At 70.2% G+C, this 26,462-nt stretch carries 19 protein-coding genes, 4 tRNA genes and 3 pseudogenes; 13 read left to right on the forward strand and 13 right to left on the reverse strand.

From position 1 onward, the window contains the following. The first annotated feature begins 84 nt into the window (after positions 1-84). The 3 genes from hrpA (at position 85) to V8690_RS19915 (ending at position 4,590) form a co-directional block, all read left to right on the forward strand. On the forward strand, positions 85-4,029 hold the full coding sequence (gene hrpA, locus V8690_RS19905; RefSeq protein ID WP_338780730.1) for an ATP-dependent RNA helicase HrpA: 3,945 nt from the start codon (positions 85-87) through the stop codon (positions 4,027-4,029). A gap of 92 nt (positions 4,030-4,121) precedes the next feature. Further along, positions 4,122-4,196, forward strand: a tRNA-Asp gene (locus tag V8690_RS19910). A 193-nt stretch (positions 4,197-4,389) separates the two neighbouring features. Beyond that, positions 4,390-4,590: a DUF6274 family protein gene (locus V8690_RS19915; protein ID WP_338780732.1), complete on the forward strand. Its 201-nt coding sequence runs from the start codon at positions 4,390-4,392 to the stop codon at positions 4,588-4,590. A 459-nt stretch (positions 4,591-5,049) separates the two neighbouring features. Here V8690_RS19915 and bldC read toward each other — a convergent pair whose 3' ends face one another. Beyond that, complete coding sequence (bldC, locus tag V8690_RS19920) at positions 5,050-5,256, reverse strand: developmental transcriptional regulator BldC (protein WP_003949541.1); 207 nt, start codon at positions 5,254-5,256, stop codon at positions 5,050-5,052. Positions 5,257-5,852: 596 nt separating this feature from the next. Further along, positions 5,853-6,698 carry a hypothetical protein gene (locus tag V8690_RS19925; protein WP_338780734.1) on the reverse strand — a complete coding sequence of 282 codons (846 nt, stop codon included), beginning with the start codon at positions 6,696-6,698 and terminating at the stop codon, positions 5,853-5,855. A 223-nt stretch (positions 6,699-6,921) separates the two neighbouring features. On the opposite strand from V8690_RS19925, the gene V8690_RS19930 reads away from it, so the two are divergent. After that, the gene (locus V8690_RS19930; protein WP_338780736.1) at positions 6,922-8,028 is read left to right on the forward strand and encodes a Glu/Leu/Phe/Val dehydrogenase dimerization domain-containing protein; all 1,107 of its coding nucleotides are present in this window, start codon (positions 6,922-6,924) and stop codon (positions 8,026-8,028) included. Between the two features lie 299 nt (positions 8,029-8,327). Beyond that, positions 8,328-8,579, forward strand: a complete 252-nt coding sequence (locus V8690_RS19935) for a DUF3073 domain-containing protein (protein WP_020277200.1) — start codon at positions 8,328-8,330, stop codon at positions 8,577-8,579. Between the two features lie 69 nt (positions 8,580-8,648). Here the strand turns inward: V8690_RS19935 and purM are convergent, their stop codons facing one another. The 8 genes and pseudogenes from purM to purS form a co-directional block, all read right to left on the reverse strand. Beyond that, positions 8,649-9,716: a phosphoribosylformylglycinamidine cyclo-ligase gene (gene purM / locus V8690_RS19940; protein WP_338780740.1), complete on the reverse strand. Its 1,068-nt coding sequence runs from the start codon at positions 9,714-9,716 to the stop codon at positions 8,649-8,651. Positions 9,717-9,761: 45 nt separating this feature from the next. Further along, positions 9,762-11,291, reverse strand: a complete 1,530-nt coding sequence (gene purF, locus V8690_RS19945) for an amidophosphoribosyltransferase (RefSeq protein WP_338780742.1) — start codon at positions 11,289-11,291, stop codon at positions 9,762-9,764. Between the two features lie 66 nt (positions 11,292-11,357). Next, positions 11,358-12,128: an META domain-containing protein gene (locus V8690_RS19950; protein WP_338780744.1), complete on the reverse strand. Its 771-nt coding sequence runs from the start codon at positions 12,126-12,128 to the stop codon at positions 11,358-11,360. A gap of 72 nt (positions 12,129-12,200) precedes the next feature. Beyond that, positions 12,201-12,998 carry a sterol carrier family protein gene (locus V8690_RS19955; protein ID WP_338780746.1) on the reverse strand — a complete coding sequence of 266 codons (798 nt, stop codon included), beginning with the start codon at positions 12,996-12,998 and terminating at the stop codon, positions 12,201-12,203. 16 nt (positions 12,999-13,014) lie between these two features. Beyond that, positions 13,015-13,160: pseudogene (locus tag V8690_RS19960) on the reverse strand (M23 family peptidase); the annotation flags it as partial. Between the two features lie 651 nt (positions 13,161-13,811). Beyond that, positions 13,812-16,071, reverse strand: a pseudogene (gene purL / locus V8690_RS19965) (phosphoribosylformylglycinamidine synthase subunit PurL). Then, complete coding sequence (gene purQ, locus V8690_RS19970) at positions 16,068-16,748, reverse strand: phosphoribosylformylglycinamidine synthase subunit PurQ (protein ID WP_338780748.1); 681 nt, start codon at positions 16,746-16,748, stop codon at positions 16,068-16,070. The pseudogene purL and the gene purQ overlap by 4 nt, the downstream one beginning before the upstream one ends. Next, on the reverse strand, positions 16,745-17,008 hold the full coding sequence (gene purS, locus V8690_RS19975; RefSeq protein WP_338780750.1) for a phosphoribosylformylglycinamidine synthase subunit PurS: 264 nt from the start codon (positions 17,006-17,008) through the stop codon (positions 16,745-16,747). The genes purQ and purS overlap by 4 nt, the downstream gene beginning before the upstream one ends. Positions 17,009-17,275: 267 nt before the next feature. Here purS and V8690_RS19980 point away from each other — a divergent pair, with 267 nt between their 5' ends. The 8 genes from V8690_RS19980 (at position 17,276) to V8690_RS20015 (ending at position 21,867) form a co-directional block, all read left to right on the forward strand. Continuing rightward, positions 17,276-17,593 (forward strand): Lsr2 family protein, encoded by a 318-nt coding sequence (locus V8690_RS19980; RefSeq protein ID WP_338780752.1) that lies wholly within the window; start codon positions 17,276-17,278, stop codon positions 17,591-17,593. A 134-nt stretch (positions 17,594-17,727) separates the two neighbouring features. Continuing rightward, a tRNA-Gly gene (locus V8690_RS19985) sits at positions 17,728-17,799 on the forward strand. A gap of 82 nt (positions 17,800-17,881) precedes the next feature. After that, positions 17,882-17,954 (forward strand) — tRNA-Gly (locus tag V8690_RS19990). 130 nt (positions 17,955-18,084) lie between these two features. Further along, entirely contained in the window at positions 18,085-19,056 is a 972-nt protein-coding gene (locus V8690_RS19995; RefSeq protein WP_338780754.1) for an ABC transporter ATP-binding protein, read from the forward strand. Continuing rightward, positions 19,053-19,856: an ABC transporter permease gene (locus tag V8690_RS20000; protein WP_338780756.1), complete on the forward strand. Its 804-nt coding sequence runs from the start codon at positions 19,053-19,055 to the stop codon at positions 19,854-19,856. The genes V8690_RS19995 and V8690_RS20000 overlap by 4 nt, the downstream gene beginning before the upstream one ends. A 21-nt stretch (positions 19,857-19,877) precedes the next feature. Next, on the forward strand, positions 19,878-21,152 hold the full coding sequence (locus V8690_RS20005) for a histidine kinase (protein WP_338780758.1): 1,275 nt from the start codon (positions 19,878-19,880) through the stop codon (positions 21,150-21,152). Continuing rightward, positions 21,149-21,769: a response regulator transcription factor gene (locus tag V8690_RS20010; protein ID WP_010045051.1), complete on the forward strand. Its 621-nt coding sequence runs from the start codon at positions 21,149-21,151 to the stop codon at positions 21,767-21,769. Before V8690_RS20005 ends, V8690_RS20010 begins: the two co-directional genes overlap by 4 nt. A gap of 22 nt (positions 21,770-21,791) precedes the next feature. Continuing rightward, positions 21,792-21,867 (forward strand) — tRNA-Gly (locus V8690_RS20015). A gap of 55 nt (positions 21,868-21,922) precedes the next feature. Here the strand turns inward: V8690_RS20015 and V8690_RS20020 are convergent. The 3 genes and pseudogenes from V8690_RS20020 to V8690_RS20030 form a co-directional block, all read right to left on the reverse strand. Beyond that, complete coding sequence (locus V8690_RS20020) at positions 21,923-22,822, reverse strand: phosphoribosylaminoimidazolesuccinocarboxamide synthase (protein WP_338780761.1); 900 nt, start codon at positions 22,820-22,822, stop codon at positions 21,923-21,925. A gap of 69 nt (positions 22,823-22,891) precedes the next feature. Continuing rightward, complete coding sequence (locus V8690_RS20025; RefSeq protein WP_338780763.1) at positions 22,892-24,367, reverse strand: N,N-dimethylformamidase beta subunit family domain-containing protein; 1,476 nt, start codon at positions 24,365-24,367, stop codon at positions 22,892-22,894. A 246-nt stretch (positions 24,368-24,613) separates the two neighbouring features. After that, positions 24,614-26,418 (reverse strand): annotated as a pseudogene (locus V8690_RS20030) (hypothetical protein). Between the last annotated feature and the right edge of the window lie 44 nt (positions 26,419-26,462).

A 26,462-nucleotide genomic window follows, 5' to 3' on the forward strand; every position in this document is an offset into this window, starting at 1 on the left:
ACCCCTGTCGAGATCTCGACAGGGGTTTCGCTCTGCCAAAAGCCTTAGCCAGGAAAATCCGCGGGATGAGATCCTGGACCGCGTATGTCTACGCAACCCGCCCCCGCCCTCGGCGCCCTCGCCTCCCGCCTGACCGAGCTGTCCCTGCGCGACGCGCACCGGCTCGGGCGCAGGCTCGAGGGTGCGCGCAAGATCCGTAAGCCGGAGGCCCGGACCGCCGTGCTGGCCGAGATCGAGGCCGACATCGGCAAGGCCGAGGAGCGGATGGCCGGGCGACGCAGCCGCCTGCCCGAGATCACGTACCCCGAGCAGCTGCCGGTCAGCCAGAAGAAGGACGAGATCGCCGACGCCATCCGCGACCACCAGGTCGTGATCGTCGCCGGTGAGACCGGTTCCGGTAAGACCACGCAGATCCCGAAGATCTGTATGGAGCTCGGCCGCGGTGTCCGCGGCATGATCGGGCACACCCAGCCCCGCCGTATCGCCGCCCGCACGGTCGCCGAGCGTGTGGCGGAGGAGCTGGACACCCCGCTGGGCGAGGCCGTCGGCTGGAAGGTCCGGTTCACCGACCAGGTCGACCCGGACGCCACCTTCGTCAAGCTCATGACGGACGGCATCCTGCTCGCCGAGATCCAGACCGACCGCGAGCTGCGCGCCTACGACACGATCATCATCGACGAGGCCCACGAGCGGTCCCTCAACATCGACTTCCTGCTGGGCTACCTCGCCCAGCTGCTACCGAAGCGCCCCGACCTCAAGGTCGTCATCACCTCGGCCACCATCGACCCCGAGCGCTTCTCCCGGCACTTCGGCGACGCCCCGATCGTCGAGGTCAGCGGCCGTACGTACCCCGTGGAGGTCCGCTACCGGCCGCTTCTGGAGGAGGACGGCGACGACGCCGACCGCGACCAGATCACCGCGATCATCGACGCCGTCGAGGAACTCCAGAAGGAGGGCCAGGGCGACATCCTGGTCTTCCTCTCCGGCGAGCGGGAGATCCGGGACACGGCCGACGCCCTGACCAAGAAGAACTACCGCTTCACGGAGATCCTGCCGCTCTACGCCCGGCTCTCCCACGCCGAACAGCACCGCGTCTTCCAGCCGCACACCGGACGCAGGATCGTTCTGGCCACGAACGTCGCCGAGACCTCCCTCACCGTCCCGGGCATCAAGTACGTCATCGACCCCGGCTTCGCCCGCATCTCGCGCTACAGCCACCGCACGAAGGTCCAGCGCCTCCCCATCGAGCCGGTCTCCCAGGCCAGCGCCAACCAGCGCAAGGGCCGCTGCGGCCGCACGTCGGACGGCATCTGCATCCGCCTCTACAGCGAGGACGACTTCAACGCCCGCCCGGAGTTCACGGACGCGGAGATCCTCCGGACGAACCTCGCCTCCGTCATCCTCCAGATGACCGCGGCCGGCCTTGGCGATATCGAGAAGTTCCCCTTCATCGACCCGCCGGACCACCGCAACATCCGCGACGGCGTACAGCTCCTCCAGGAGCTGGGCGCCCTCGATCCGGCGCAGAAGGACCCCCGCAAACGGCTCACGGACACCGGCCGCAAGCTCGCCCAGCTGCCCGTCGACCCGCGCCTGGCCCGCATGGTCCTGGAGGCGGACAGGAACGGCTGTGTCCGCGAGGTCATGGTCATAGCCGCCGCGCTGTCCATCCAGGACCCCCGCGAGCGCCCCGCCGACAAGCAGACCCAGGCCGACCAGCAGCACGCCCGTTTCAAGGACGAGACCAGCGACTTCCTGGCCTACCTCAACCTCTGGCGCTACATCCGCGAGCAGCAGAAGGAACGCGGCTCGTCCTCCTTCCGCCGGATGTGCAAGCAGGAGTACCTCAACTTCCTTCGCATCCGCGAATGGCAGGACATCTACAGCCAGTTGCGCACGGTCGCGAAACAGATGGGCATCCACCTCAACGAGGACGACGCCCCGGCCGACCGCATCCACGTCTCCCTCCTCGCGGGCCTGCTCTCCCACATCGGCATGAAGGACGTGAAGGACGGCGCGAAGAACGAGTACCTGGGCGCCCGCAACGCCAAGTTCGCGATCTTCCCCGGCTCGGCCCTCTTCAAGAAGCCCCCGCGCTTCGTGATGTCCGCCGAGCTCGTCGAGACGTCCCGCCTCTGGGCCCGCGTCAACGCCAAGATCGAGCCCGAGTGGGTCGAACCCCTCGCCGGCCACCTCCTCAAGCGCACGTACAGCGAACCGCACTGGGAGAAGGACCAGGCCGCGGTGATGGCGTACGAGAAGGTCACGCTCTACGGCGTGCCGATCGTGGCGCAGCGGAAGGTCAACTACGGCCGGATCGACCCGGAGGTCAGCCGCGAGCTGTTCATCCGGAACGCGCTCGTCGAGGGCGACTGGCGCACGCACCACAAGTTCTTCTCGGACAACCGCAGACTCCTCACCGAGGTCGAGGAGCTGGAGCACCGGGCCCGGCGCCGGGACATCCTGGTCGACGACGAGACGCTGTTCGACTTCTACGACCAGCGGATCCCCGAACACGTCGTCTCGGGCGCCCACTTCGACTCCTGGTGGAAGCACAAACGGCACGAGCAGCCCGACTTCCTCGACTTCGAGCGCGAGATGCTCATCAACGAGAAGGCGGGCGAGGTCACCAAGGACGACTACCCGGACTCCTGGCGCCAGGGGAACCTCAAGTTTCGCGTGACGTACCAGTTCGAGCCGGGCGCGGACGCCGACGGCGTGACCGTCCACATCCCGCTCCAGGTCCTCAACCAGGTCACGGACGAGGGCTTCGACTGGCAGATCCCGGGTCTGCGGGAGGAGCTCGTCACGGAGCTCATCCGGTCCCTCCCCAAGCCGATCCGCCGCAACTACGTGCCAGCGCCGAACTACGCGAAGACGTTCCTCGACCGCGCAGTGCCGCTCCAGGAGCCCCTCACGACCACCATGACCCGCGAGCTGCGGCGCATGGTCGGCGTGCCCTTCGAGGCGGACGACTTCGACTGGTCCAAGGTCCCCGACCACCTCAAGGTCACGTTCCGGATCGTCGACGAGCGGCGCCGCAAGCTCGCCGAGGACAAGGACCTTCAGGCGCTGAAGCTCAGGCTCCGGCCGAAGGCCCGCAAGGCCCTCTCCCAGGCGGCGGCCGCCACGGCGGAACGCCAGGGCGGCGAGTCCCTGGAGCGCAAGGGCCTCACGGACTGGACGATCGGCACCCTCACCCGCGTCTTCGAGACCCGGCGGGCCGGCCAGCCGGTGAAGGCGTACCCGGCGCTGGTCGACGACGGCGACACGGTCTCCGTACGCCTCTTCGACACGGAGGCCGAGCAGCAACAGGCCATGTGGAAGGGCACCCGCCGCCTGATCCTGCGCAACATCCCGGTGAACCCGGCCAAGTTCGCCTCGGAGAAGCTGACGAACGCGCAGAAGCTGGCGCTGTCCGCGAATCCGCACGGCTCCATCCAGGCGCTGTTCGACGACTGCGCGATGGCGGCCGCCGACAAGCTGATCGCGGACTTCGGCGGCCCGGCGTGGGACGAGGAGTCGTACCGGAAGCTGTACGACAAGGTGCGGGCCGAGATCGTCGACACGACCGTCCGCACGGTGGGCCAGGTGCAGCAGGTCCTGGCCGCCTGGCAGGCCTGTGAACGCCGTCTGAAGGCCGTACGCAGCCCCGCGCTGCTGCCGAACCTCCAGGACGTACGGGGACAGCTGGACGCCCTGGTGAAGCCCGGCTTCGTGACGGAGGCGGGTCTGCGCCGCATGCCGGACCTGATGCGCTACCTGGTGGCCGCGGACCGGCGTCTGACGCAGATGCCGACGAACGTCCAGCGGGACACCACGCGGATGCAGAAGGTCCACGAGATGCAGGACGAGTACGCCTGGCTGCTGGAGCAGATGCCGCAGGGCCGGCCGGTGCCGTCGTCGGTCCTGGACATCCGCTGGATGATCGAGGAGCTCCGGGTCAGCTACTTCGCCCACGCGCTGGGCACGGCGTACCCCGTCTCCGACAAGCGGATCGTGAAAGCGATCGACGCGGCGGTGCCGTAACGGCGTGCGCACGCAGGGTGAGTTCGACCAGGGCCCCACCCTCCTGTACAGTCTCTTCTCGCAGCGCAACGCGCGAATGGCGCGCGAAACCTGGTCCTGTGGAGCAGTTTGGAGTGCTCGCCACCCTGTCAAGGTGGAGGCCGCGGGTTCAAATCCCGTCAGGACCGCGGAAAGAGAGCCCGGATCTTCGGATCCGGGCTCTTTTTGTTGCCCGGACCCGCGCCGCGCCCAGATTCCTTTGTGCGCCCCCTGACCTGCGAGATGCCCCCTCGCGGCCCCTCACGCCGTCTTGACGCCCTCTCGTTCCCTCGGTACCCAGAAACCAGGGTCGTTCCTCGTTCGGCCTTCCGGAGGTGGCGTATGGCGGCATCGGCTAGGCACGAGACGCGGGCCCTGCTCCGTGCGCACCTGGCGGCCGCGTCGTCGTACCGGCATCTCACTCGCCACTGCCCGATCTGCCATCGCCTGCTGCGGCTGGCGATGGAGTCCGCCCAGCCCGCCCCTCGCACCGCCCAGACGCCCCAGGGGGCCGTGGAGAACGAGAGCCCGGCACGAGCCTGACCGAGGCCGGCCTCAACACCCGTCCGTACGCGGGGAGCTGGAGCCGCAGGTTCCCCTACCGCACCCGCGGCAGGAGTAACAAGCCGCTCGGTATGTGACGGGTGTCACGGCATGAGTTTTGGAAAGTGCGGTACTTACTCACCGCCTACAACGGGTCAATTTAATATGTGCAATTGCACCCCTTCGGCAGTGCCGCGCACAGGGGATCCGACACCCCTCCCCAGACTCCGACGAAGCCGTTCACAGCCCGGCCCGACAGCCCGGCAGCGGGCGCACAAAAAGATCGCGCTGGACCCGGCGGAGTCCAGCGCGATCGACGACGCACCCTGTTATATGCCTGGAAGCTCTGACTGGCTTGGGCGTGGGGCCTGTTGGGGCAGGACCCGCGTCGCTTGGAGCTGTGGTTCCGGACGTCTCGACTGATGGGGGACCAGCCGGTTTGCCCGGTTATTCAGTTGTTCAGGCCTCGCTGCGCTGCTGCGGAATGCCCGCGAGCAGAGCGCGGACCTCGGCCTCGCGGTAGCGGCGATGCCCGCCGAGCGTGCGGATCGACGTGAGCTTGCCGGCCTTCGCCCACCGCGTGACCGTCTTGGGGTCGACGCGGAACATGGTGGCGACCTCAGCCGGGGTCAGCAGCGGCTCGGCATCAGGGGTGCGAGCGGTCATGAGCGGCCTCCTCGGGAGAACCGAACCTTCTCGGTTCTTTCCTCTAAATTCTGCACCTTGACCCGCGTTGCCCGAAATGGCGGACGCGAGTCGAGTCGGTTATAGGACGAACGGCTTGTCCTCGGCACTACAACTACACCATCTGTCCAGCCGCGTCGGCCAAACCGATGGAATTGCCCTCCCAGGTGTTCATCAGCGACGGAAGCCGATGGACCATGCCATAGCGGACAGTCACGCCACTGTGACGATCAGTCACAGGACGATCAGGAGTCACCAGACCCCCCAAAGCGTGCAATGCTGAGATTCCACCCACAATGCAGCACAACGGGGCGGAAGGAACCCCCCGGACTCCTTGTCCTATTTTGGCATGAGGAGGGGCAAGGGGCGCAAGGGCCATGTACGTGCAGTCCGTCACGTTTGGCCCACTTGAGAGGTACGCCCGGATCGGAACCTACGTCCGTTGTTGACAAGGCGTCAGTAAACGCAGAGCGCACTTCAGGAACGTCGGTGCGAGGACGAAACCCCAAAACGGGCGGTACGTCAAACGCCTGTTCGTGACCGGTCGCGAGCAGTCCGTAGGAACCGAAGGTCAGAGGTCAGTTCGCCGACCGCAGGTCCCGTACGGAGCGCCACCGGTCCACCAGACGCGCGTACGCCTCCCCCGCGGCCTCCCCGTCACCCCGCCGCAGCGCGGCGATGCCCTCGGCCACGTCCGCGGCCGAGTGGTCGTCCTCCAGCTCCCCGGTCGGCAGGGCGTGCACCAGGCCGCCGTAGTCCAGCTCCACGAGCGAGCGCGGGTGGAACTCCTCCAGCCAGCGCCCGACGTCCACCAGGCCGTCGATCAGCGGCCCCTCGTCCATGGCCTCCTTCAGGGCCCGCAGGCCCCGGGCCACGCGCCGCCGGGCCTGCACCATGGGCGTGCGGTAGCGCAGCACCGGCGTGCTGTCCTCGCTGTCGCCCTTGTCGTACTCGCGCTCCTCGTCGGCGACCAGCACGAACCAGTTGATCGGCACCTGCCAGGTCGCCGTACGGATCCACGGCCGGGCGTCCGGGTTCTCCTCCAGCCAGCGCTCGTAGTCCTGGGCCGCCTGGCGGCGCAGGAAGGGCGGCAGGACCGCGTCCAGGACGGGCGGCGGGAGCTCCTCGGAGAGCTCCTCCAGGGCCTGCCAGCCGCGCAGCCGGGTGCGCCAGGGGCAGACGCAGACGACGCCGTCGACGTCCAGCACAAAGGCGTCCTGGCTCTCGTGCACCGGGACCGGGACCGGTGGGGTGGGCACCAAGTCAGCCAGCGCGCGGCGCAGTTCGTCCTGGTACGAGGGGCGGTCCGGACGGCGCGCGTAGCGGGCCCAGTGGCTGCGCTCCGGCTCCGGGAAGGCGGCCAGCGGTTCGTACACGCGCAGATAGGTCGCGTAGGGGACGATCACCGAGGACACCTTGGGCACGCCTGCTCCCTCCCCCGCGCACCGTCGCGAAAACCTGGGGAACCCACTCACAAACGCGCGGGAAATCTATGCAAATCGTCGCACGGGTGTACTCCGGTCGGAGGTGATCCTGAGCACTGTGCGGCCGGCGGGCCCCCCAGGCTCTAATCTCGTGCTCAGCAGCCCCCGCCACCCGCACGGAGGCTGGTCTCCACCCGCCGCAACTTACTCAGGAGTCACCACAGTGACCGACGTAACCGGCGCACCTGCTGATGTACTGCACACCCTGTTCCACTCGGACCAGGGGGGTCATGAGCAAGTCGTGCTCTGCCAGGACCGCGCGAGCGGCCTCAAGGCCGTCATCGCCATCCACTCCACCGCCCTGGGCCCCGCGCTCGGCGGTACGCGCTTCTACCCGTACGCGAACGAGGCCGAGGCCGTCGCCGACGCGCTGAACCTCGCCCGCGGGATGTCGTACAAGAACGCCATGGCCGGTCTCGACCACGGCGGCGGCAAGGCTGTGATCATCGGCGACCCGGAGCGGATCAAGACCGAGGAGCTGCTCCTCGCCTACGGCCGGTTCGTCGCCTCCCTGGGCGGCCGCTACGTCACCGCCTGCGACGTCGGCACGTACGTCGCCGACATGGACGTCGTGGCCCGCGAGTGCCGCTGGACCACCGGACGCTCCCCGGAGAACGGCGGCGCCGGCGACTCCTCCGTCCTCACCGCCTACGGCGTCTACCAGGGCATGCGGGCCTCCGCGCAGCACCTGTGGGGCGACCCGTCGCTGCGCGGCCGGCGGGTCGGTATCGCGGGCGTCGGCAAGGTCGGCCACCACCTCGTGGAGCACCTGCGGGCGGAGGGCGCCGAGGTCTTCGTCACGGACGTGCGCGAGGAGGCCGTGGGGCGGGTCCTCGCCGCGCACCCGACGGGCGTCACGGCCGTCGCCGACACCGCGACCCTGATCCGCGTGGACGGCCTCGACATCTACGCCCCGTGCGCTCTCGGCGGGGCCCTGAACGACGACACGGTGCCGGTGCTGACCGCGAAGGTGGTCTGCGGCGCCGCCAACAACCAGCTCGCCCACCCGGGCGTGGAGAAGGACCTCGCCGACCGCGGGATCCTCTACGCGCCGGACTACGTGGTGAACGCCGGCGGCGTCATCCAGGTGGCCGACGAGCTGCGCGGCTTCGACTTCGAGCGGTGCAGGACGAAGGCGGCGAAAATCTTCGACACCACGCTGGCCATATTCGCACGTGCGAAGGAAGACGGCATTCCGCCGGCTGCCGCGGCCGACCGGATCGCCGAGCAGCGCATGCACGACGCGGCCATGGCCCGCCGGGCGCGTTGATTCGAAAGCGCCCTCGTACGTTTGGCCGGTACCCGTCGGTGGGCAGTTAGAGAGAACTCTCACTTCTACCGGCGGGTCGACCGCCGATAAGTGGTTAAAATCGCGGTTGACCAGCGAGGACGGGGCGCCTCGAAGGTCCTGGGCGCGGGCACGTCATGCGGGCGACGTACCGTATGGGCGCGGGCTCAGGTACCGTGGAAGCCCTACGGACCGGTCTCTCTGTGGAGAGTCCGTGCCGGACCATGAACGCGTGTCAAGACTCTGGGGCCGTCGAGCCCCGTCGTTGAGGGGGTCGAGCCATGGGGCGCGGCCGGGCCAAGGCCAAGCAGACGAAGGTCGCCCGCCAGCTGAAGTACAACAGCGGTGGGACTGACCTCTCACGCCTGGCCGAGGAGCTGGGTGCATCGCCTTCGAATCCGCAGCCGCCTAACGGCGGGCCTTTCGAGGACGATGATCAGGACGACGACCTGTACGCACGGTACGCCGACCTCTACGAGGACGACGATGAAGACGAGGACGACCAGTCCTCGCAACACCGTCGCGGCGCTTGACCTTGCACTGAGCATGTACCCGGTCGGTGGCTTCGGTCACCGACCGGGTTCTGTGCTGCCTTCAGGTCGTCAGCTCGCGTAGTCACCGATCAGGGCGGCGCCGGTGGTGTGCTCGCCCCGGTCCGTGATCTCGCCTGCCACCCAGGCGTCCACGCCGCGGTCGGCCAGGGTGGCCAGGGCCACGTCCGTGGACTCCTGCGGCACGATCGCGATCATGCCGACGCCCATGTTCAGGGTCTTCTCCAGCTCCAGGCGCTCCACGTTCCCCGTCCGGCCGACGAGGTCGAAGACAGGGCCCGGGGTCCAGGTGGAGCGGTCGACGATCGCGTGCAGCTCGTCGGGGACGACCCGGGCGAGGTTGGCCGCGAGCCCGCCGCCGGTGACGTGGCTGAAGGCGTGCACCTCGGTGGTGCGCATCAGGGCCAGGCAGTCCAGCGAGTAGATCTTCGTCGGCTCCAGCAGCTCCTCGCCGAGGGTGCGGCCGAGCTCGTCGATGTGGGTGTCCAGCGCGAGGCCGGCCTGGTTCAGCAGGACATGCCGGACGAGCGAGTACCCGTTCGAGTGAAGACCGGAGGACGCCATGGCGATCACCGCGTCACCCGTCCGGATACGATCCGCGCCGAGCAGCCGGTCGGCCTCCACGACGCCCGTACCGGCGCCGGCGACGTCGAAGTCGTCCTCGCCCAGCAGGCCCGGGTGCTCGGCGGTCTCGCCGCCGACCAGGGCGCAGCCGGCCAGCACACAGCCCTCGGCGATGCCCTTGACGATGGCGGCGACGCGCTCGGGGTGGACCTTGCCGACGCAGATGTAGTCGGTCATGAACAGCGGCTCGGCGCCGCACACCACGATGTCGTCCATGACCATGGCGACCAGGTCGTGGCCGATCGTGTCGTAGACACCGAGTTGGCGGGCGATGTCGACCTTGGTGCCGACGCCGTCCGTGGCGGAGGCGAGCAGGGGGCGCTCGTAGTTCTTCAGGGCGGAGGCGTCGAAGAGGCCGGCGAAGCCGCCGAGGCCGCCGAGGACCTCGGGGCGCTGGGCCTTCCTCACCCACTCCTTCATCAGCTCGACGGCGCGGTCGCCCGCTTCGATGTCGACGCCCGCGGCTGCGTAGCTGGCACCAGTTGTCTCAGACATGGCTAATGAGAACCTTCGTGTCGTACAGCAGGTATTGCGGGCTGCCTACGGGCGGCGGATCGCGTCGGCGGCGGCCGTGGCGGCCGGGCCGGCGGCCAGCTCCGTCTCCAGGAGCTGCTTGCCGAGCAGCTCGGGGTCCGGGAGCTCCATCGGGTACTCGCCGTCGAAGCAGGCGCGGCACAGGTTCGGCTTGGCGATGGTGGTCGCCTCGATCATGCCGTCGATGGAGATGTACGCCAGGGAGTCGGCGCCCAGCGAGGTGCCGATCTCCTCGATCGTCATGCCGTTGGCGATGAGTTCGGCGCGGGTGGCGAAGTCGATACCGAAGAAGCAGGGCCACTTCACGGGCGGCGAGGAGATCCGGATGTGGACCTCGGCTGCGCCCGCCTCGCGGAGCATGCGGACCAGGGCCCGCTGGGTGTTGCCGCGCACGATCGAGTCGTCGACGACGACCAGGCGCTTGCCCTTGATGACTTCCTTCAGCGGGTTCAGCTTCAGGCGGATGCCCAGCTGGCGGATGGTCTGCGAGGGCTGGATGAACGTACGGCCGACATAGGCGTTCTTCACCAGGCCGGCGCTGAAGGGGATGCCGGAGGCCTCGGCGTAACCGATGGCCGCCGGGGTGCCGGACTCCGGGGTCGCTATCACCAGGTCGGCCTCGACCGGGGACTCCTTCGCCAGGCGGCGGCCCATCTCCACGCGGGAGAGGTAGACGTTCCGGCCGGCGATGTCGGTGTCCGGGCGGGCCAGGTACACGTACTCGAAGACACAGCCCTTGGGCTTCGCTTCCGCGAATCGGGACGTGCGCAGGCCGTTCTCGTCGATGGCGACGAACTCGCCCGGCTCGATCTCGCGGACGTAAGCGGCACCGCAGATGTCGAGGGCGGCGGACTCGGAGGCGATGACCCAGCCGCGCTCCAGACGGCCGAGGACCAGGGGGCGGATGCCCTGCGGGTCGCGGGCCGCGTAGAGGGTGTTCTCGTCCATGAAGACGAGGCTGAAGGCGCCGCGCACCTGCGGAAGAACCTGGCCGGCCGCCTCCTCGATGGTCAGCGGCTTGCCGTCCTCGTCGACCTGGGCCGCGAGGAGCGCGGTGAGCAGGTCGGTGTCGTTGGTGGCCGCGACGCGCGGGGTGCGGCCGCCCTCCTGCTTGGGCAGGTCGGCGACCATTTCGGCGAGCTGGGCGGTGTTGACGAGGTTGCCGTTGTGGCCGAGCGCGATGGAACCGTGCGCGGTCGCGCGGAACGTCGGCTGGGCGTTCTCCCACACGGAGGCGCCGGTGGTCGAGTAGCGGGCATGACCGACCGCGATGTGACCCTGGAGCGAACCGAGAGAGGTCTCGTCGAAGACCTGGGAGACCAGGCCCATGTCCTTGAAGACGAGGATCTGCGAGCCGTTGCTGACCGCGATTCCCGCGGATTCCTGGCCTCGATGCTGGAGGGCGTAGAGCCCGAAGTACGTGAGCTTGGCGACCTCTTCGCCCGGAGCCCAGACACCGAAGACGCCGCAAGCGTCCTGGGGGCCCTTCTCACCGGGGAGCAGGTCGTGGTTGAGTCGTCCGTCACCACGTGGCACGCCACCGAGTGTAGGCGAGGTCGCCCACTGGTCCGAATTGGGGATACCGGACTTTTCAGTGGATCACTACTCGGCGACGGCTCGCACACTCGTGCCGTTTTCGCTGGTCAGCGTCAGTGTTCGGTGATCGACTCCGTACTTCAGCTTCCCGTCGAAAAGTCGCAGCAGGGCCTTCTCGTCGGCCATGAGTGAGTCTTCGCACATCATTCGGGTCGTGGACGGGCGGCCGAGCGTGATATCGCCGTCGCGGACGGTGGCCTCGGCGTTCACCTTGTTGCAGCCCAGACTGCCGGAGACGGTGCCCTTCTTCGCGTCGAAGGTGAGGTGGGCGCGGCCGTCGGTCTCCGGGGTCGTGACGGTCCACTTGGTGCCGCTCAGCGGGGCGTCCTCGGCCTTGGTCAGGCGGACGGTGTCCCCCTGGTCGGTGGTGAGGGTGAGGCGGTCGCCGTCCACCCGGGCCTCGAACTCCCGGTCGGAGAGCGTGCGGGCGAGGGTCTCCTCGAACTCCATGGGCTTGTTCTCGCAGGCCATCTCCGTGGACATGGTCTTGCTGAGCCGGATGCGGTCGCCGTCGACGGTGGCCTCGGCGCCGAACTTGTTGCAGCCGAAGCTGCCCTCTGCCCGGCCCTTGTCGATGGTCACGTGGGCGCCGGCCGGGGCCTTGTGGGTGCTGCCGTCCGTGGTGACGCTGTCCACGCTCCACCGCACGCCCGTCACCGGCCTCTCGGCACCGACCGAACCGCTGCCGCCGTCCGCCTTCTCGTTGCCGCAGGCCGCCATGAGCGGGACGAGCATGGCGGCGGCCGTCAGGGTCATGCGCTGCTTCTGCCTGTCCATGCCACTTCGACGGGGGACCCGGGGGGATCGGTTCCCCTTACGGCACGCCTGTTCCTTCCGCTTCTTGAGCGCCTATGCCATGAGCGGCAGGTGGGCCGACAGATCCGCCCGCTCCCCGCCGGCGCTGACCTCGGCGTCCCGGAGCGCCTGTGCCCAGGCCAGTCGCCCGGTCGCCAGCCGGATCCAGGTCAGCGGGTCCGTCTCGACGACGCTGGGCGGGGTGCCCCGGGTGTGCCTCGGGCCCTCCACGCACTGCACCACCGCGTACGGCGGGACCCGCACCTCCGTCGAGCCGCCGGGTGCCTTCGCGGCCAGCGCGTCGGCGAGCAGCCGGGTGCAGGCGGCGAGGGCCTGACGGTCGTGGGGGATGTCCAGGCCGGGGACGGCGGCGTTGAGGTCGTCGGTGTGCACGACGAGTTCGACGGTGCGGGTGACCAGGTAGTCGGCGAGGGTCATGGCGCCCGTGCGCGTGGCGAGCAGGCGGGTGCCGGGGATATCCGCCAGCTTCTCGGTGAGGCGTTCCCCGGTGTCGGCGTAGAGGGCGTCGAGGTCGGGGTTGGTCTCGGCGAGCCGCCGGGTGTCGTCGGCGATGCCGGCGGCGCGGGCGGCCGTGGCGAAAGGCCAGTCGAGGAGGACGAGCTCCGCCTTCGCCGGTTCCTCGCGCTCGAGGTTGCGGCTGACGCTCTCCACGGCCATCGCCACGTGCGCCGCCAGCTCCCGGACCGTCCAGTCACCGAGCCGCGTCGGAAGCGCCAACTGCTCGGGGACGAGCGTACGGACGGCCTGCCGTACGTTCCCGAACTGCGCGAACACGGCCGTGCGGATCTTGGCGGGGTCGTAGCTGCGGGTGCGCTTCTTGGCCGGGGGCATGGCGTCAGCCTAAGTGGAGCATCAGGTACAGCAGGCCCGGCTGGGTGCGGCTGAGGTGGTCGCGCCGCCCGTCGGCGGCCCGTACGACCCCGGCCTCGGCGACCGCGAGGATCGGGGCGCCGAGGCCGGGAAGGCCTGAGGGCGGCGGGCGAGCGGCCACACCCTGTGGAAAGGGGCGGGGGCCCGGCTAGGGCTCGGCGGGGACGCCGGCGGGCGACCGGGAGCGGCCGCCGCGTGCCGGTCGGCCGTCGGCCTCGCGGCCACCCTCGGCCCGACCGGCGCCGGCCAGGAGTAGCGCTGGCCAGGAGTGGCGCCGCATGGTGGGCTCCGACCTCCCGGAGGCCACCATGCCCCACATGACTCCGCCCCGCCTCGGGGGGGCGCCGCGGGCGGCGGGTAGCGGGGCCTCAGCACTAGTCCGGTAGCCGGGGGCGGGCCGAGGCCGGTGACGGGGCGGGAATCCGGTGACCGGGGTGCCGGGCGTGGGAGCGGTGGCCGGGGGCGGCCGAGTCCGGCCACCGGAGCCCCCGCACGAGGCCGATAACCGGTGTCCGGGCACGCCGGCGGTGACCAGAGCCCGGCATGAGCGAAGGCCCCGCCGGTCACCAGGCCGTGTGAGGCCTCGGAGCGCGAACCGGTAACTCGGCCGCAGGGCCCTGGCTGTGCTGTCCCGGGGCGAGCCCGAGACCTCCAACCGCCCTCGGGCCTGACCGGCGGCGAGCACGAGGCCGATCGACCCGGCCCCCAGAACATGCGAAAGCCCCGCCGGTCACCATGACAGGCGGGGCCTCCGTCGCCGTGCTGTCCCGGTCGCTACGCCAGCAGCGCCGGGATCGTCCGCTCATGGGTCTCGCGCAGCTCGGAAAGGGAGAGTGTGAACTCGCCCTGGACGTCCACCGAGTCGCCGTCCACGACACCGATGCGGGTGGCCTGGCAGGCCCCGCGCGCCGCACATGTCGTTGAAGCGGACCTCCTCCGAACGCGGCACGGCCACGACCGCGCGGCCCGCCGACTCGGAGAAGAGGAAGGTGAAGGCGTCCAGACCGTCCGGGACGATCAGGCGGGCGCCCTTGCCGCCGAGCAGCGCCGACTCGACGACCGCCTGGATCAGACCGCCGTCGGACAGGTCGTGCGCGGAGTCGATCATGCCGTCGCGGGACGCGGCGATCAGGATCTCGGCGAGCAGGCGCTCACGCTCCAGATCGACCTTCGGGGGCAGGCCGCCGAGGTGGTCGTGGACGACCTGCGACCAGGCCGAGCCGCCGAACTCCTCACGGGTGTCGCCGAGGAGGTAGAGCAGCTGGCCCTCCTCCTGGAAGGCGACCGGCGTGCGGCGGGCGACGTCGTCGATGACGCCCAGGACCGCGACGACCGGGGTCGGGTGGATGGCCGCCTCGCCCGTCTGGTTGTAGAGCGAGACGTTGCCGCCCGTCACCGGGGTGCCGAGCTGCTGGCAGGCGTCCGCCAGACCGCGCACGGCCTCCGCGAACTGCCACATCACCGCGGGGTCCTCGGGCGAGCCGAAGTTCAGGCAGTCGGAGACGGCGAGCGGCTTCGCGCCGGTCGTCGCCACGTTCCGGTAGGCCTCGGCGAGGGCCAGCTGCGCGCCCGCGTACGGGTCGAGCTTGGCGTACCGGCCGTTGCCGTCCGTGGCCAGGGCCACGCCGAGGCCGGTCTCCTCGTCGATCCGGATCATGCCGGAGTCCTCGGGCTGGGCGAGGACCGTGTTGCCCTGCACGAAGTGGTCGTACTGGGAGGTGATCCAGGACTTGGAGGCCTGGTTCGGGGAGCCGACCAGCTTCAGGACCTGCTCGCGCAGCTCGTCACTCGTCCGCGGCCGCGGCAGCTTGTTCGCGTCGTCCGCCTGGAGGGCGTCCTGCCAGGACGGGCGGGCGTACGGGCGCTCGTAGACCGGGCCCTCGTGGGCCACCGTGCGCGGGTCGACATCGACGATCTTGCCGCCGTGCCAGTAGATCTCCAGACGGTCGCCGTCGGTCACCTCACCGATGACGGTGGCGATGACGTCCCACTTCTCGCAGATCTCCAGGAAGCGGCCGACCTTTTCCGGCTCGACGACCGCACACATGCGCTCCTGCGACTCGCTCATGAGGATTTCCTCGGGGGAGAGCGTGGAGTCGCGCAGGGGGACGTCGTCGAGGGTGACGCGCATGCCGCCGGAGCCGTTCGAGGCGAGCTCGCTGGTCGCGCAGGACAGGCCCGCCGCACCCAGGTCCTGGATGCCGACGACCAGCTTCTCCCTGAAGGCCTCCAGGGTGCACTCGATGAGCAGCTTCTCCTGGAAGGGGTCGCCGACCTGGACGGCCGGGCGCTTCGACGGCTTGGCGTCGTCGAACGTCTCGGAGGCCAGGATCGACGCGCCGCCGATGCCGTCACCGCCGGTGCGGGCCCCGTACAGGATGACCTTGTTGCCCGCCCCTGACGCCTTCGCGAGGTGGATGTCCTCGTGCCGCATCACACCGATACACCCGGCGTTGACCAGCGGGTTTCCCTGGTAGCAGGAGTCGAAGACGACCTCGCCGCCGATATTGGGCAGGCCCAGGCAGTTGCCGTAGCCGCCGATGCCCGCGACGACACCCGGCAGCACACGCTTGGTGTCGGGGTGGTCGGCGGCGCCGAAGCGCAGCGGGTCGACGACCGCGACGGGCCTGGCGCCCATGGCGATGATGTCGCGGACGATGCCGCCGACACCCGTGGCCGCGCCCTGGTAGGGCTCGACGTACGACGGGTGGTTGTGCGACTCGACCTTGAAGGTGACCGCGTAACCCTGGCCGACGTCCACGACACCGGCGTTCTCGCCGATGCCGACGAGCAGGGCGTCGTTCTCGGGTGCCTTCTCGCCGAACTGGCGGAGGTGGACCTTGGAGGACTTGTACGAGCAGTGCTCGGACCACATGACCGAGTACATGGCGAGCTCGGCCCCGGTGGGCCGGCGGCCGAGGATCTCCACGACCCGCTCGTACTCGTCCTTCTTCAGGCCCAGTTCGGCCCAGGGCAGCTCGACGTCGGGGGTCGCGGCCGCGTGCTCGACCGTGTCCAAGGGCGTCCGGCTCATGCGTTGACCAGCTTCTTGAGGATCGAGGTGAAGAACGGGAGACCGTCGGTACGACCGGTACCGATCAGCGGCTCGACGGCGTGCTCGGGGTGCGGCATGAGGCCTACGACGTTGCCGGCCTCGTTGGTGACACCCGCGATGTCGTTGTTCGAGCCGTTGGGGTTGACGTCCAGGTACCGGAAGGCGACCCGGCCCTCGGACTCCAGCGTGTCCAGCGTGCGCTGGTCGGCGACGTACTGGCCGTCAATGTTCTTCAGCGGGATGCGGATCTCCTGGCCGGCGGTGTAGTCGCTGGTCCAGGCCGTCTCGGCGTTCTCCACGCGCAGCTTCTGGTCACGGCAGATGAAGTGCAGGTGGTTGTTGCGCAGCATCGTGCCGGGCAGCAGATGGGCTTCGGTGAGGATCTGGAAGCCGTTGCAGATGCCGAGGACCGGGAGGCCGGCCTTCGCCTGCTCGAGCAGGGGCTCCATCACCGGCGAGAAGCGCGCGATGGCACCGGCGCGCAGATAGTCGCCGTAGGAGAAGCCACCGCACAGCACCACGGCGTCGACCTGCTTCAGGTCCTTGTCCTTGTGCCACAGGGCGACCGGCTCGGCGCCCGCGAGCCGGATCGCGCGCTGGGTGTCCCGGTCGTCCAGACTGCCGGGGAAAGTGACGACGCCAATACGAGCGGTCACTTCACGGCCTCCGCGACTTCCTCGACCCGGACCGTGAAGTCCTCGATCACGGTGTTCGCGAGGAAGGACTCCGCAAGATCGTGAATGCGGGCGAGGGCGGCCTCGTCGACCGGCCCGTCAACTTCCAGTTCGAAACGCTTTCCCTGGCGGACGTCCGAGACCCCGTCGAAACCCAGCCGCGGCAGTGCGCGCTGCACCGCCTGGCCCTGGGGGTCGAGGATCTCCGGCTTGAGCATGACGTCGACTACGACGCGTGCCACTGGCACTCCCGGTGTGTGGTGCTGAGCAGGTTCCTTCAGACTACCCGCACAAAATTTCTACGCGCGTCGACTTGTAGGAATCTACGTGACGGTCATCACGATCCGGCATCGACGGGCCCACACACGAAAATTTCCGGGAAAGATTCCGGGTCGACACCCGAAACCTATTGCGTTCGGACACGCGGAAGGATTTAGTCGGGTTTCACATTGCATTGCCGGGCACTGTAGAAATGAATTGGCAAGTGCCGCAGGAAGGGACCGATATTCGTGGCTCAGAAGGTCGTGGTCACTCTCTTTGACGACATCGACGGCTCGGAAGCGGCGGAAACGATCGCCTTCGGACTGGACGGCAAGTCATACGAGATCGACCTGAACGAAGTCAATGCCGACGAACTGCGGAAGGCGCTCGCGCCCTACGTGGAGGCCGGCCGCAAGCGGTCCCGCTCGGGCCGGGCGTACCGGCAGACGGAGGTCGCCCCCGACCCGTCGGCCGTGCGGGCCTGGGCCCAGGCCAACAAGATGGAGGTCCCCGCGCGCGGGCGCATCCCCAAGAGGATCTACGAGGCGTTCACCGCCGCGCAGTGACGGCCGGTGAGACCCGGGCGGACGACGGGTCACCCGCCCCTCGCGGCAACCGACTTGCGCAGCACCCCGGCTGATCAGCTAGAGTCTGGAGCACGCCGAGGGGCGAGGCCGAAAGGCCCGGCTCACGGAAACACGCGGGTGTAGTTCAGTAGTAGAACATCCCCCTTCCAGGGGGAAGGCGCAGTGTGCGATTCCTGTCACCCGCTCTGCATCGCCAGTACCGACCACTCTTGTGGATCAGGTAGGCTGGTGCCCGCACCGATCGGTGAGAGCCGGTCGGGAGCACATGCGGACGTAGCTCAGTTGGTAGAGCGCAACCTTGCCAAGGTTGAGGTCGCGAGTTCGAGCCTCGTCGTCCGCTCGGGAATGAGACCCCGGTCCTGATGGACCGGGGTCTTCTTCGTGTTTCCTTCTCCGCTTCTGACATTTGTCATGCCGAGTGATGACAGCGCGCACTGCTGCCCGCCCTGTCGGGGCGGAACGCTGAAGGCATGGAAACCAACGGACACGAACACGTGATTGAGGTCACTGACCTGCGGCGCGTGTACGGGGGCGGGTTCGAGGCGGTACGCGGAATCAGCTTTTCCGTACGACGCGGGGAGATCTTCGCCCTGCTGGGCACCAACGGCGCGGGCAAGACGTCGACCGTCGAACTGCTGGAGGGACTCGCGGCGCCGGCGGACGGCCGGGTGCGGGTCCTCGGCCACGACCCGTACACCGACCGGGCCGTCGTACGGCCCCGCACCGGGGTGATGCTGCAGGAAGGCGGCTTCCCGTCCGAGTTGACCGTCGCGGAGACCGCGCGGATGTGGGCGGGATGCGTGAGCGGGGCCCGGCCGCCGGCGGAGGTCCTGGCGCTGGTCGGGCTGGAGTCGAAGGCCGGCACCCGGGTCAAGCAGTTGTCCGGCGGCCAGCGGCGCCGGCTGGATCTGGCGCTCGCGCTGCTCAGCGATCCCGAGGTGCTCTTCCTGGACGAGCCCACCACCGGGCTGGACGCCGAAGGCCGCCGCGACACCTGGGAGTTGGTGAGCACGCTGCGCGACGGCGGTACGACGGTGCTGCTGACCACGCACTACCTGGAGGAGGCCGAGAACCTCGCCGACCGGCTTGCGATCATGCACGACGGCCGCATCGCCACCACCGGGACCCCGGCCGAGGTGACCGCCGCGGAACCGTCGCGGATCTCCTTCGAGCTGCCCGAGGGCTACCTCGTGGGCGATCTCCCGCCGCTCGGCGAACTGGGCGTGACCGGACACGAGACCGACGGCCGGATCATCCGGCTCCGCACCCATGAACTCCAGCGGACGGCCACCGGGCTGCTGACGTGGGCCGCGCAGGCCCGGGTGGAGCTGCGCCGCCTGGACGTGCGGTCGGCCTCCCTGGAGGAGGCGTTCCTCGGTATCGCCGAGAACGTCTCCGCGGAGCAGGCCGTCGGGATGACGACGAAGGAGTACGCGGCATGAGCGCCACGCACACGACGACCCGCCCGGCGCCGGCGGCGACCACTCCCCTGAGCCGGATGACGGCTCTCGCCCGTGCCGAGGTGGCCCTGCTCGGGCGCACCAGGGGCGCGCTCGTCGCCGCGCTGTTCGTGCCACTGGTGCTGCCGGTGAGCACGTCCCAGGCGGCCAAGGAGATGGACCTCGCCGAAGTGGGTCTGGACACCGGCACCCTGGTGCTGCCCGCCGCGGTCGGCTTCTCCCTGCTGTTCGCCGTCTATTCGGTGCTCGTCGGCGCCCTCGTCGTCCGGCGTGAGGAACTCGTCCTCAAGCGGCTGCGCACCGGTGAGCTGCGGGACGCCGAGATCCTGGCCGGTTCCGCGCTGCCGGCCGTACTCACCGGGCTCGCGCAGTGCCTGCTGCTGGCGGCGGGCTGCTGGGTCCTGCTGGACCTGTCCGCGCCGTCCGCGCCCCATCTGGCCGTCGGCGGCCTGCTGTTGGGGCTCGTGATGTGCGCCGCGCTCGCCGCCGCCACCGCGAGCTTCACCAGGACCGGCGAGAGCGCCCAGGTCACGCCCATACCGCTGATGATCATCTCGATGATGGGCTCGGGCATGCTCTTCCCGCTGGAGCTGCTGCCGGACCGGGTGGCCTCCGTCTGCGAACTGCTGCCGCTGACGCCCGTCGTCACCCTGGTGCGCGGCGGCTGGACCGGCGACCTGTCGGCGCACGATGCGCTGGGCGCCGTCGCGACGGCGGTGGTCTGGATCGTCATCGCCGTGTTTGCTGTACGGCGGTGGTTCCGCTGGGAACCGCGGCGCTGACCAAGGGGGAGTGACGGGCTGATGCGGGGGCCGGACAGGTGGTGGCGGCGGAAGACGACGCCGGAGAAGGTCGAGACGTACACGCGGTCGTCGTTTCACTTCTTCGCGGTGTTCGAGTTCTTGTTCGTCGCGCTCACGGCCGTGGCTCCGCTGGGTGTGCGGCTGGGCGGCGTGATGCTGCTGATGGTGGCCGCGCACGCCGTCATCTCCTTCGTCACCGTGTCGCGGGCGGTGGACTGGACGCGTGGCAGGCGGTCGCAGCCCGTACGGCTGCTGTGGACACTGGCCGCCGTCACCGGCGCGGTCGCCGTCACCGCCATGGCCATCGTCCAGCACGGACCGGACCGCGAGAGCGTCGATACCGCCGCGGGCGGGGTCTTCGGCACCGTCCTGGTCTACAGTCCCGGCATCATCGCGCTGGGCGTCCGTGACCGGCGGCGGGCGTTCGGGATCGCGGGCGGCTTCGCGGTGGGCGTCTGGCTCGTGTCGGTCGCGCTGGGTGCCTCCGCGCTCGGCGCGCTCTTCGCGGCGGTGGCCGTGCTGGGCGGCGGCCTCTTCCTCGCCTTCACGGCCGTCTTCTCCGTGTGGCTGCTCAACGCCGTCTACCAACTCGACGAGGCACGCGAGACCCGGACCCGGCTCGCCGTCGCCGAGGAGCGGCTGAGGTTCGGGCGGGATCTGCACGACGTCATGGGACGGAACCTGGCCGTCATCGCGCTCAAGAGCGAACTGGCCGTGCAGCTCGCCCAGCGGGGCAGGCCGGAGGCCGTGGCGCAGATGGTCGAGGTGCAGCGGCTCGCGCAGGAGTCGCAGCGGGAGGTACGGGAGGTCGTGCGCGGCTACCGGGAGGCCGACCTCGGCACGGAACTCGCCGGGGCGCAGGGGGTGCTGGCCGCGGCCGGCATCGACTGCACGGTGAGCGGGGCGACGGCGGCCGGGCTGCCGGTCGCGGTGCAGTCCGCCCTGGGGTGGGTCGTACGGGAGGCAGCGACGAATGTCCTGCGGCACGGGGACGCGCGGCGGTGTGCGGTGAGGCTGCGGGTGCTGGAGGGGCACGTGGTGTTATCCGTGGAGAACGACGGGGTCACCGAGGCCGGGGACGGGTCGTCCGGCTCGTCCGGCTCCGGGCTCGCCGGGCTGCGCGAGCGGCTGGCGGAGATCGACGGGACGCTGGAGGCCGGGCCCGCGGACAAGGGGCTGTTCCGGCTGACGGCAAAGATTCCGATGCCGTCAGCCGGAACAGCCCCTTCCGAGTCCATCGCCGCTGTGCGTTCCATGAGTGAGGTCACACCATGACGGCCGTAGAGCCGGTTCGGCTGCTGCTCGCCGATGACGAGCACCTCATTCGCGGGGCGCTCGCCGCGCTGCTGTCGCTGGAGGACGACCTCATGGTCGTCGCCGAGGCGGCCACCGGTCCGGAGGCGCTGGCGATGGCCCGGGCGCACAAGCCCGACGTCGCCGTACTGGATCTCCAGATGCCCGGCGCCGACGGTGTGAAGGTCGCCACATCCCTGCGCACCGAACTGCCCGGCTGCAAGGTGCTCATCGTCACCAGTCACGGGCGGCCCGGGCATCTCAAGCGGGCGCTGGAGGCCGGGGTGCGGGGGTTCGTGCCGAAGACCGTGAGCGCTCAGCGGCTCGCGGAGCTCATTCGCACGGTGCACGCCGGGAACCGCTACGTCGACCCGGAGTTGGCCGCCGACGCGATCGCCGCCGGGGACTCGCCGCTGACCGCCCGGGAGGCCGAGGTACTGGAACTCGCAGCCGACGGTGCGCCGGTGGCGGAGATCGCGGAGCGGGCCGCGCTGTCGCAGGGGACCGTGCGCAACTACCTGTCGTCGGCCGTGTCGAAGCTCGGTGCGGAGAACCGGCATGCCGCGGTGCGGCTCGCGCGGGAGCGAGGTTGGGTATAGTGGGTCTCGCGCCACGGCGCATGCGAACGTAGCTCAGTTGGTAGAGCGCAACCTTGCCAAGGTTGAGGTCGCGAGTTCGAACCTCGTCGTTCGCTCCAGCGAGAAGCCCCCCGGTTCCGGCCGGGGGGCTTCTCTGTGTCCTGGCCGCCGGTCCTACGTCCAGCTGATGCCGGTCAGGCGCTCGTACGCTTCCACGTACTTGGCGCGGGTGGCGTCGACGACCTGCTGCGGCAGCGCGGGCGGCGGCTGCTCGCTCTTGCGGTCCCAGCCGGACTCCGCCGAGGTCAGCCAGTCGCGGACGTACTGCTTGTCGTACGACGGCTGCGCGCGGCCCGGCTGCCACTGGTCGGCCGGCCAGAAGCGGGAGGAGTCCGCGGTGAGGACCTCGTCCGCGAGGACCAGGGAGTCGCCGTCGAAGCCGAACTCGAACTTCGTGTCCGCGAGGATGATGCCCCGGTCGCGGGCGATGTCCCGGCCCCGGGAGTAGGCGGCGAGGGTCGCCTGGCGCAGCCGGGCGGCGGTGTCGGCGCCGACCTGGCGGGCGACCTCCTCGTAGGAGACGTTCTCGTCGTGCTCGCCGACGGCGGCCTTGGTGGCCGGGGTGAAGATCGGGGCGGGCAGTTCACTGCCGTCGACCAGGCCCTCCGGCAGGGCGAGGCCGCAGACCGTGCGGGACTCGTTGTACTCGACCAGGCCCGAGCCGGTCAGGTAGCCGCGGGCCACGCACTCCACGGGGACCATCTGGAGCGACTTGCAGATGAGCGTGCGGCCCTCCCAGTCGGCGGGGGCGCCCGCGGGCAGTTCGGTGCTCAGGACGTGGTGGGAAACCAGGTCGGCGAGCTGCTCGAACCACCACAGGGAGAGCTGCGTGAGGATCCGGCCCTTGTCGGGGATCTCGGTCGGCAGCACCCAGTCGAACGCGGAGATGCGGTCGCTGGCGACCATCACGAGGTCGCCCGCCTCGTTCTGGTACAGCTCGCGCACCTTTCCGGTGTGCAGATGCACCAGGCCCGGAACCTGGATCGGCTCGGGCTTTTCGACGAATCCGGACACGGTTCCTCCCCGTGGTTCTGAACGAGTGGCTCGATTCTCCCGTATGCGAGCTTGATCACCGACAGGGGGTCAGTCGCGTTTGCAGATGCGGTCCAGGAGGTTCGCGGTGGCCCGCTGGATGCGGGCGTCGACGTGGCCCGGTCGGTCCAGGGCCGGGGTCCAGGCGAACGTCCCGGACGCGAAGACCCACGCGCCGGACGGGGCGCGGTACAGGGACGTCTCCTGGTGGCGCTGTACGCGCTCCTTGTCGGTGTAGGGCGAGTGGGCGAGCAGCACGCGCTCCTCGTGCTCGGGCAGCGGCGTGCGCGGGAAGTAGCGGTCGGCCTCGCCCGCCACCAGGCCCTCGATCTCGTCCCCCTCGTGCGCCCCGGTCGCCTCCCAGAGCCAGTGCCCGGCGTTGCGCACGATCAGCGGGTGCGGCTCGGGGACGGGCCCGGCGTACTGGATGCCGATGAGCTGCTGCTCCGCACGGTCGATCTCCCGCCACAGCACCGGCTTGCCGGGGCCCCTGCGCTTGCGGCAGGTCAGCAGGCGGTCGGGGACGCCGGACGGGGAGGGGCCCAGTTCCACCTGCCAGTACATGGAGTTGGCGGAGAGGAAGACGAGCGAGGTGCCGGCGTCGCGGGCGAGCTCCACGGCGCCGCGCATCGCGGCCGACCAGTACTCGTCGTGGCCCGGGAAGACCAGGCCGCGGTAGCGGGTGGGGTCGACGCGGCCCGCGTGCAGGTCGCCGGCCGTGGCGTAGGCGATGTCGTAGCCGTAGCGCTCGGCCCAGCGGATGAAGTCGTAGGCGTGGCCGACGTGCAGGGGAAGGCCGGCGCCCGCGTACGGGCGGTCGAAGGAGACCGTGGTGGCGGCCTCGGCCTCGCCCAGCAGCCGGCCCTTCTCGTCCCAGGCGTGGTAGAGGCTGGCGCCGGTGCGGCCGTCCTCCGGGTAGAGGTTGTACGCCTGCCAGGTGATGTCGGGCAGGACGAGGAGCAGGTCGGCGGGCTGGTCGTGGCGGACCGTGAACGGAACATGGGAGCGGTAGCCGTCCGCGGTGGTGAGGACGGCGACGTACGCGCCGATGTTCCAGTGCGACGGGATCTGGAGCCGCCAGGACAGCCACCAGTGGTGGCAGGAGACCGTACGGTCCGCCGTGAGCGGCGGGGGCTGCACGATGCCGGACAGGCGCGGGCTGTTGGTGATCTTCGCGGCGCCGTCACCGCCGTAGTGGCCGATGCGGTAGATGTCGACGCCGAACTCCTGGGGCGGGTCGACGGTGATGTGGAAGTCGATGGCCTCGCCGGGCGCGACCGCGCCGGCGGAGGTGAAGCCCTTGATCTGGCGGTGGACGTCGTCGGCCGCGCGGGGGCCGCCGGAGCGGCTGCCGTTCTTCGGGGCCTGGGCCGGGTCCTGGTCCACGTACCAAGGGACGACCTGACCGCTGTCGTCGATGTACGTCACGTTCCCGCGCAGCCACGGAACGGGGCCCAGCCCGAAGGGATCCGTCACGGCGTGCGCCAGCGCTCCCGACTCCCAGCGGCGGATCTGCTCCGAACCCATCGTTGCTCCCCCTCCCCTTCGCCCCCGTGGTGGTGCGTGGTGGTGTGCGTTGCGTACTGGTATGCGTCCTGCGTGCTGAGCTGTGTGCGGTCTTCCGGGGGCCGTGCGGTTGCGTCGTGCTTTGTGTTTGTCGTATGTCGCAAGCCCTTGCCATGTGTGCGAACGGTTCAAGCACATCACATATCGCGCGCACTTCGTTACTGTTCGTTTTGAATTGGCCAGAAACGGAAGCGGGGGCTCCAGCGGTCAGACGAGGCGGACCGGCTTCTCGGGGCGTATCCCGAGCTCGGCCAGCCAGGCCCGCAGGGGCGTGGAGTCGCCGTCCTCGATGAGGGTGAGCACCTTGGGTGCCAGATCGGTGGTGCGTGCGCCGTTGTGGAGGAGGGTCGGGCCGTCCAGCCAGTCCATGCCCGGTGTCGCTCCCGCGGTGTCCATCGCGGCACAGCAGATCATCGCCGTGAGGTGGTCGGCGAGCAGTTCACGGGCCGTGCGCGGGGGCTGGAGGGGGAAGAGGGGGAGGGCTCGGTCGTCCCAGAGGGCTGCCGGGTCCGGAGTGGCCGGGGCGCCGGCGGGTGAGGAGTTCGCGGTGGAGGGAGCGGTGGCCGACGGGCCGGGCGTCGCGGTGACCTCCTCACGGGACAGTTCGGCGCTGAGCCGGGCGGCGAGGGTGGCGCTGCGGGGAGTGGTGCCGGAGAGGTCCTCTTCGTCGTCGGGGGGTGGTTCCGGACTTCGGGTGGTGAAGGGGGTCGGTCCGGCCTGGTCTGTCAGGTGGCCCGCTCGGTCCGTCAGGTGGTCGAGGACGCGGGACAGGGTCGGACCGCTCGTGTTCGGGGCCGTGCTTCCCGGGGCCGGGCGGACGCCCATGGCGTCCAGGACGCGGTGGAGGCGGGCCGCGTCGACGCGCCACTTGCGGTCCACGACCTCCTCCGGATACTCGCTCCAGCCCACCGGCGACCAGTCGGGCCCGGGCCCCGCGGGGCCGCCGTGGAAGAGGCGGGCGGCGAGGAGGGAGGCGGCCTCGTCGACCGCACCCGGCTCCTCCAGCAGATCGCAGGCGGGCCGCTCACCGAGACGGGAGGCGAAGCCCTCGGCCAGGCGGTCGCGCCGGGACAACTCCGTGAGCGCCGCCACCACACCGGCGTCCAGCCGGGAGGGCCAGCGGCCCATCCGCCAGGCGGGCAGCGCGACCCGGGTCAGCAGCCGGTCCCAGCCCGCGTACGCCAGGCCCACCTGCTCCTGGGCGACGATCCGCAGCCCGTAATCCACAGCCTGTGCACGCTCTGCGGCCGCGGCCGCCACGCCCCGCTCCATCTGGGCGGCGTGCACACGGCAGCTGCGCAGCAGAAGCCGGGCCGCCCACCCGACCCCGGCGAGCACGGCCCGCGACACCGGCCCCCGGTGCGGCGCCGAGGCCACGGCCACCGCGGCGTCCAGGCCCCGGACGAAGCGCCGGGCGGCGGCTATGTCCGGGTGCGCCGAGGGGCCCGTACCGGCGACGACCGGGGCGAGGACCGCGCGCAGCTCGCCGACCCGCATCCACCACAGGAAGGGCGAACCGATGACGAGGACCGGCGCGACCGGGTGACGGCGGTGCGCGTGTCTCCCGCCGCCCGCTATGTCGTCGTGCTCCTCGGCGGGGGCGGGCCGTGGGCCCGGTGGGTGCGGTCCTCCAGCCAGCTGTCGCAGTCCGGCGTGAGCGCTATCGCCGAGGGCGCGGGGACGTCGAGGCGGTCGGCGAGGTCGCGCACCATCCGGTACAATTCGGGGGCCGCCTTCTCGGCGATCGGGATGGTCGGGCTCATGGCGGGGCGGGCCCGGGCGACGACCAGGGCGACACCCGCGGCGGCGAGCAGCACGAGGACCGCGACCGGCGTCAGGATCCAGCGGGCGGCATCCCAGCCGGGGCCGACGAGACGGCCGGTGGCGGCGCCCGCGAGCAGGATCACGGCGACGGCGGCGGGCAGCAGGGCGCCGGCCAGCGCGCGACTGCGGATGCGCAGCACGACGAGCGCCAGTGACCGCGCGACCTGCGCGCCTGCCTCCACACCCATTCCGGTCACGACCGACCTCACCCCCTCCCCGTTGACCTGACGCT

It is taken from the genome of Streptomyces sp. DG1A-41 (genome assembly GCF_037055355.1).
Lineage (GTDB): Bacteria > Actinomycetota > Actinomycetes > Streptomycetales > Streptomycetaceae > Streptomyces.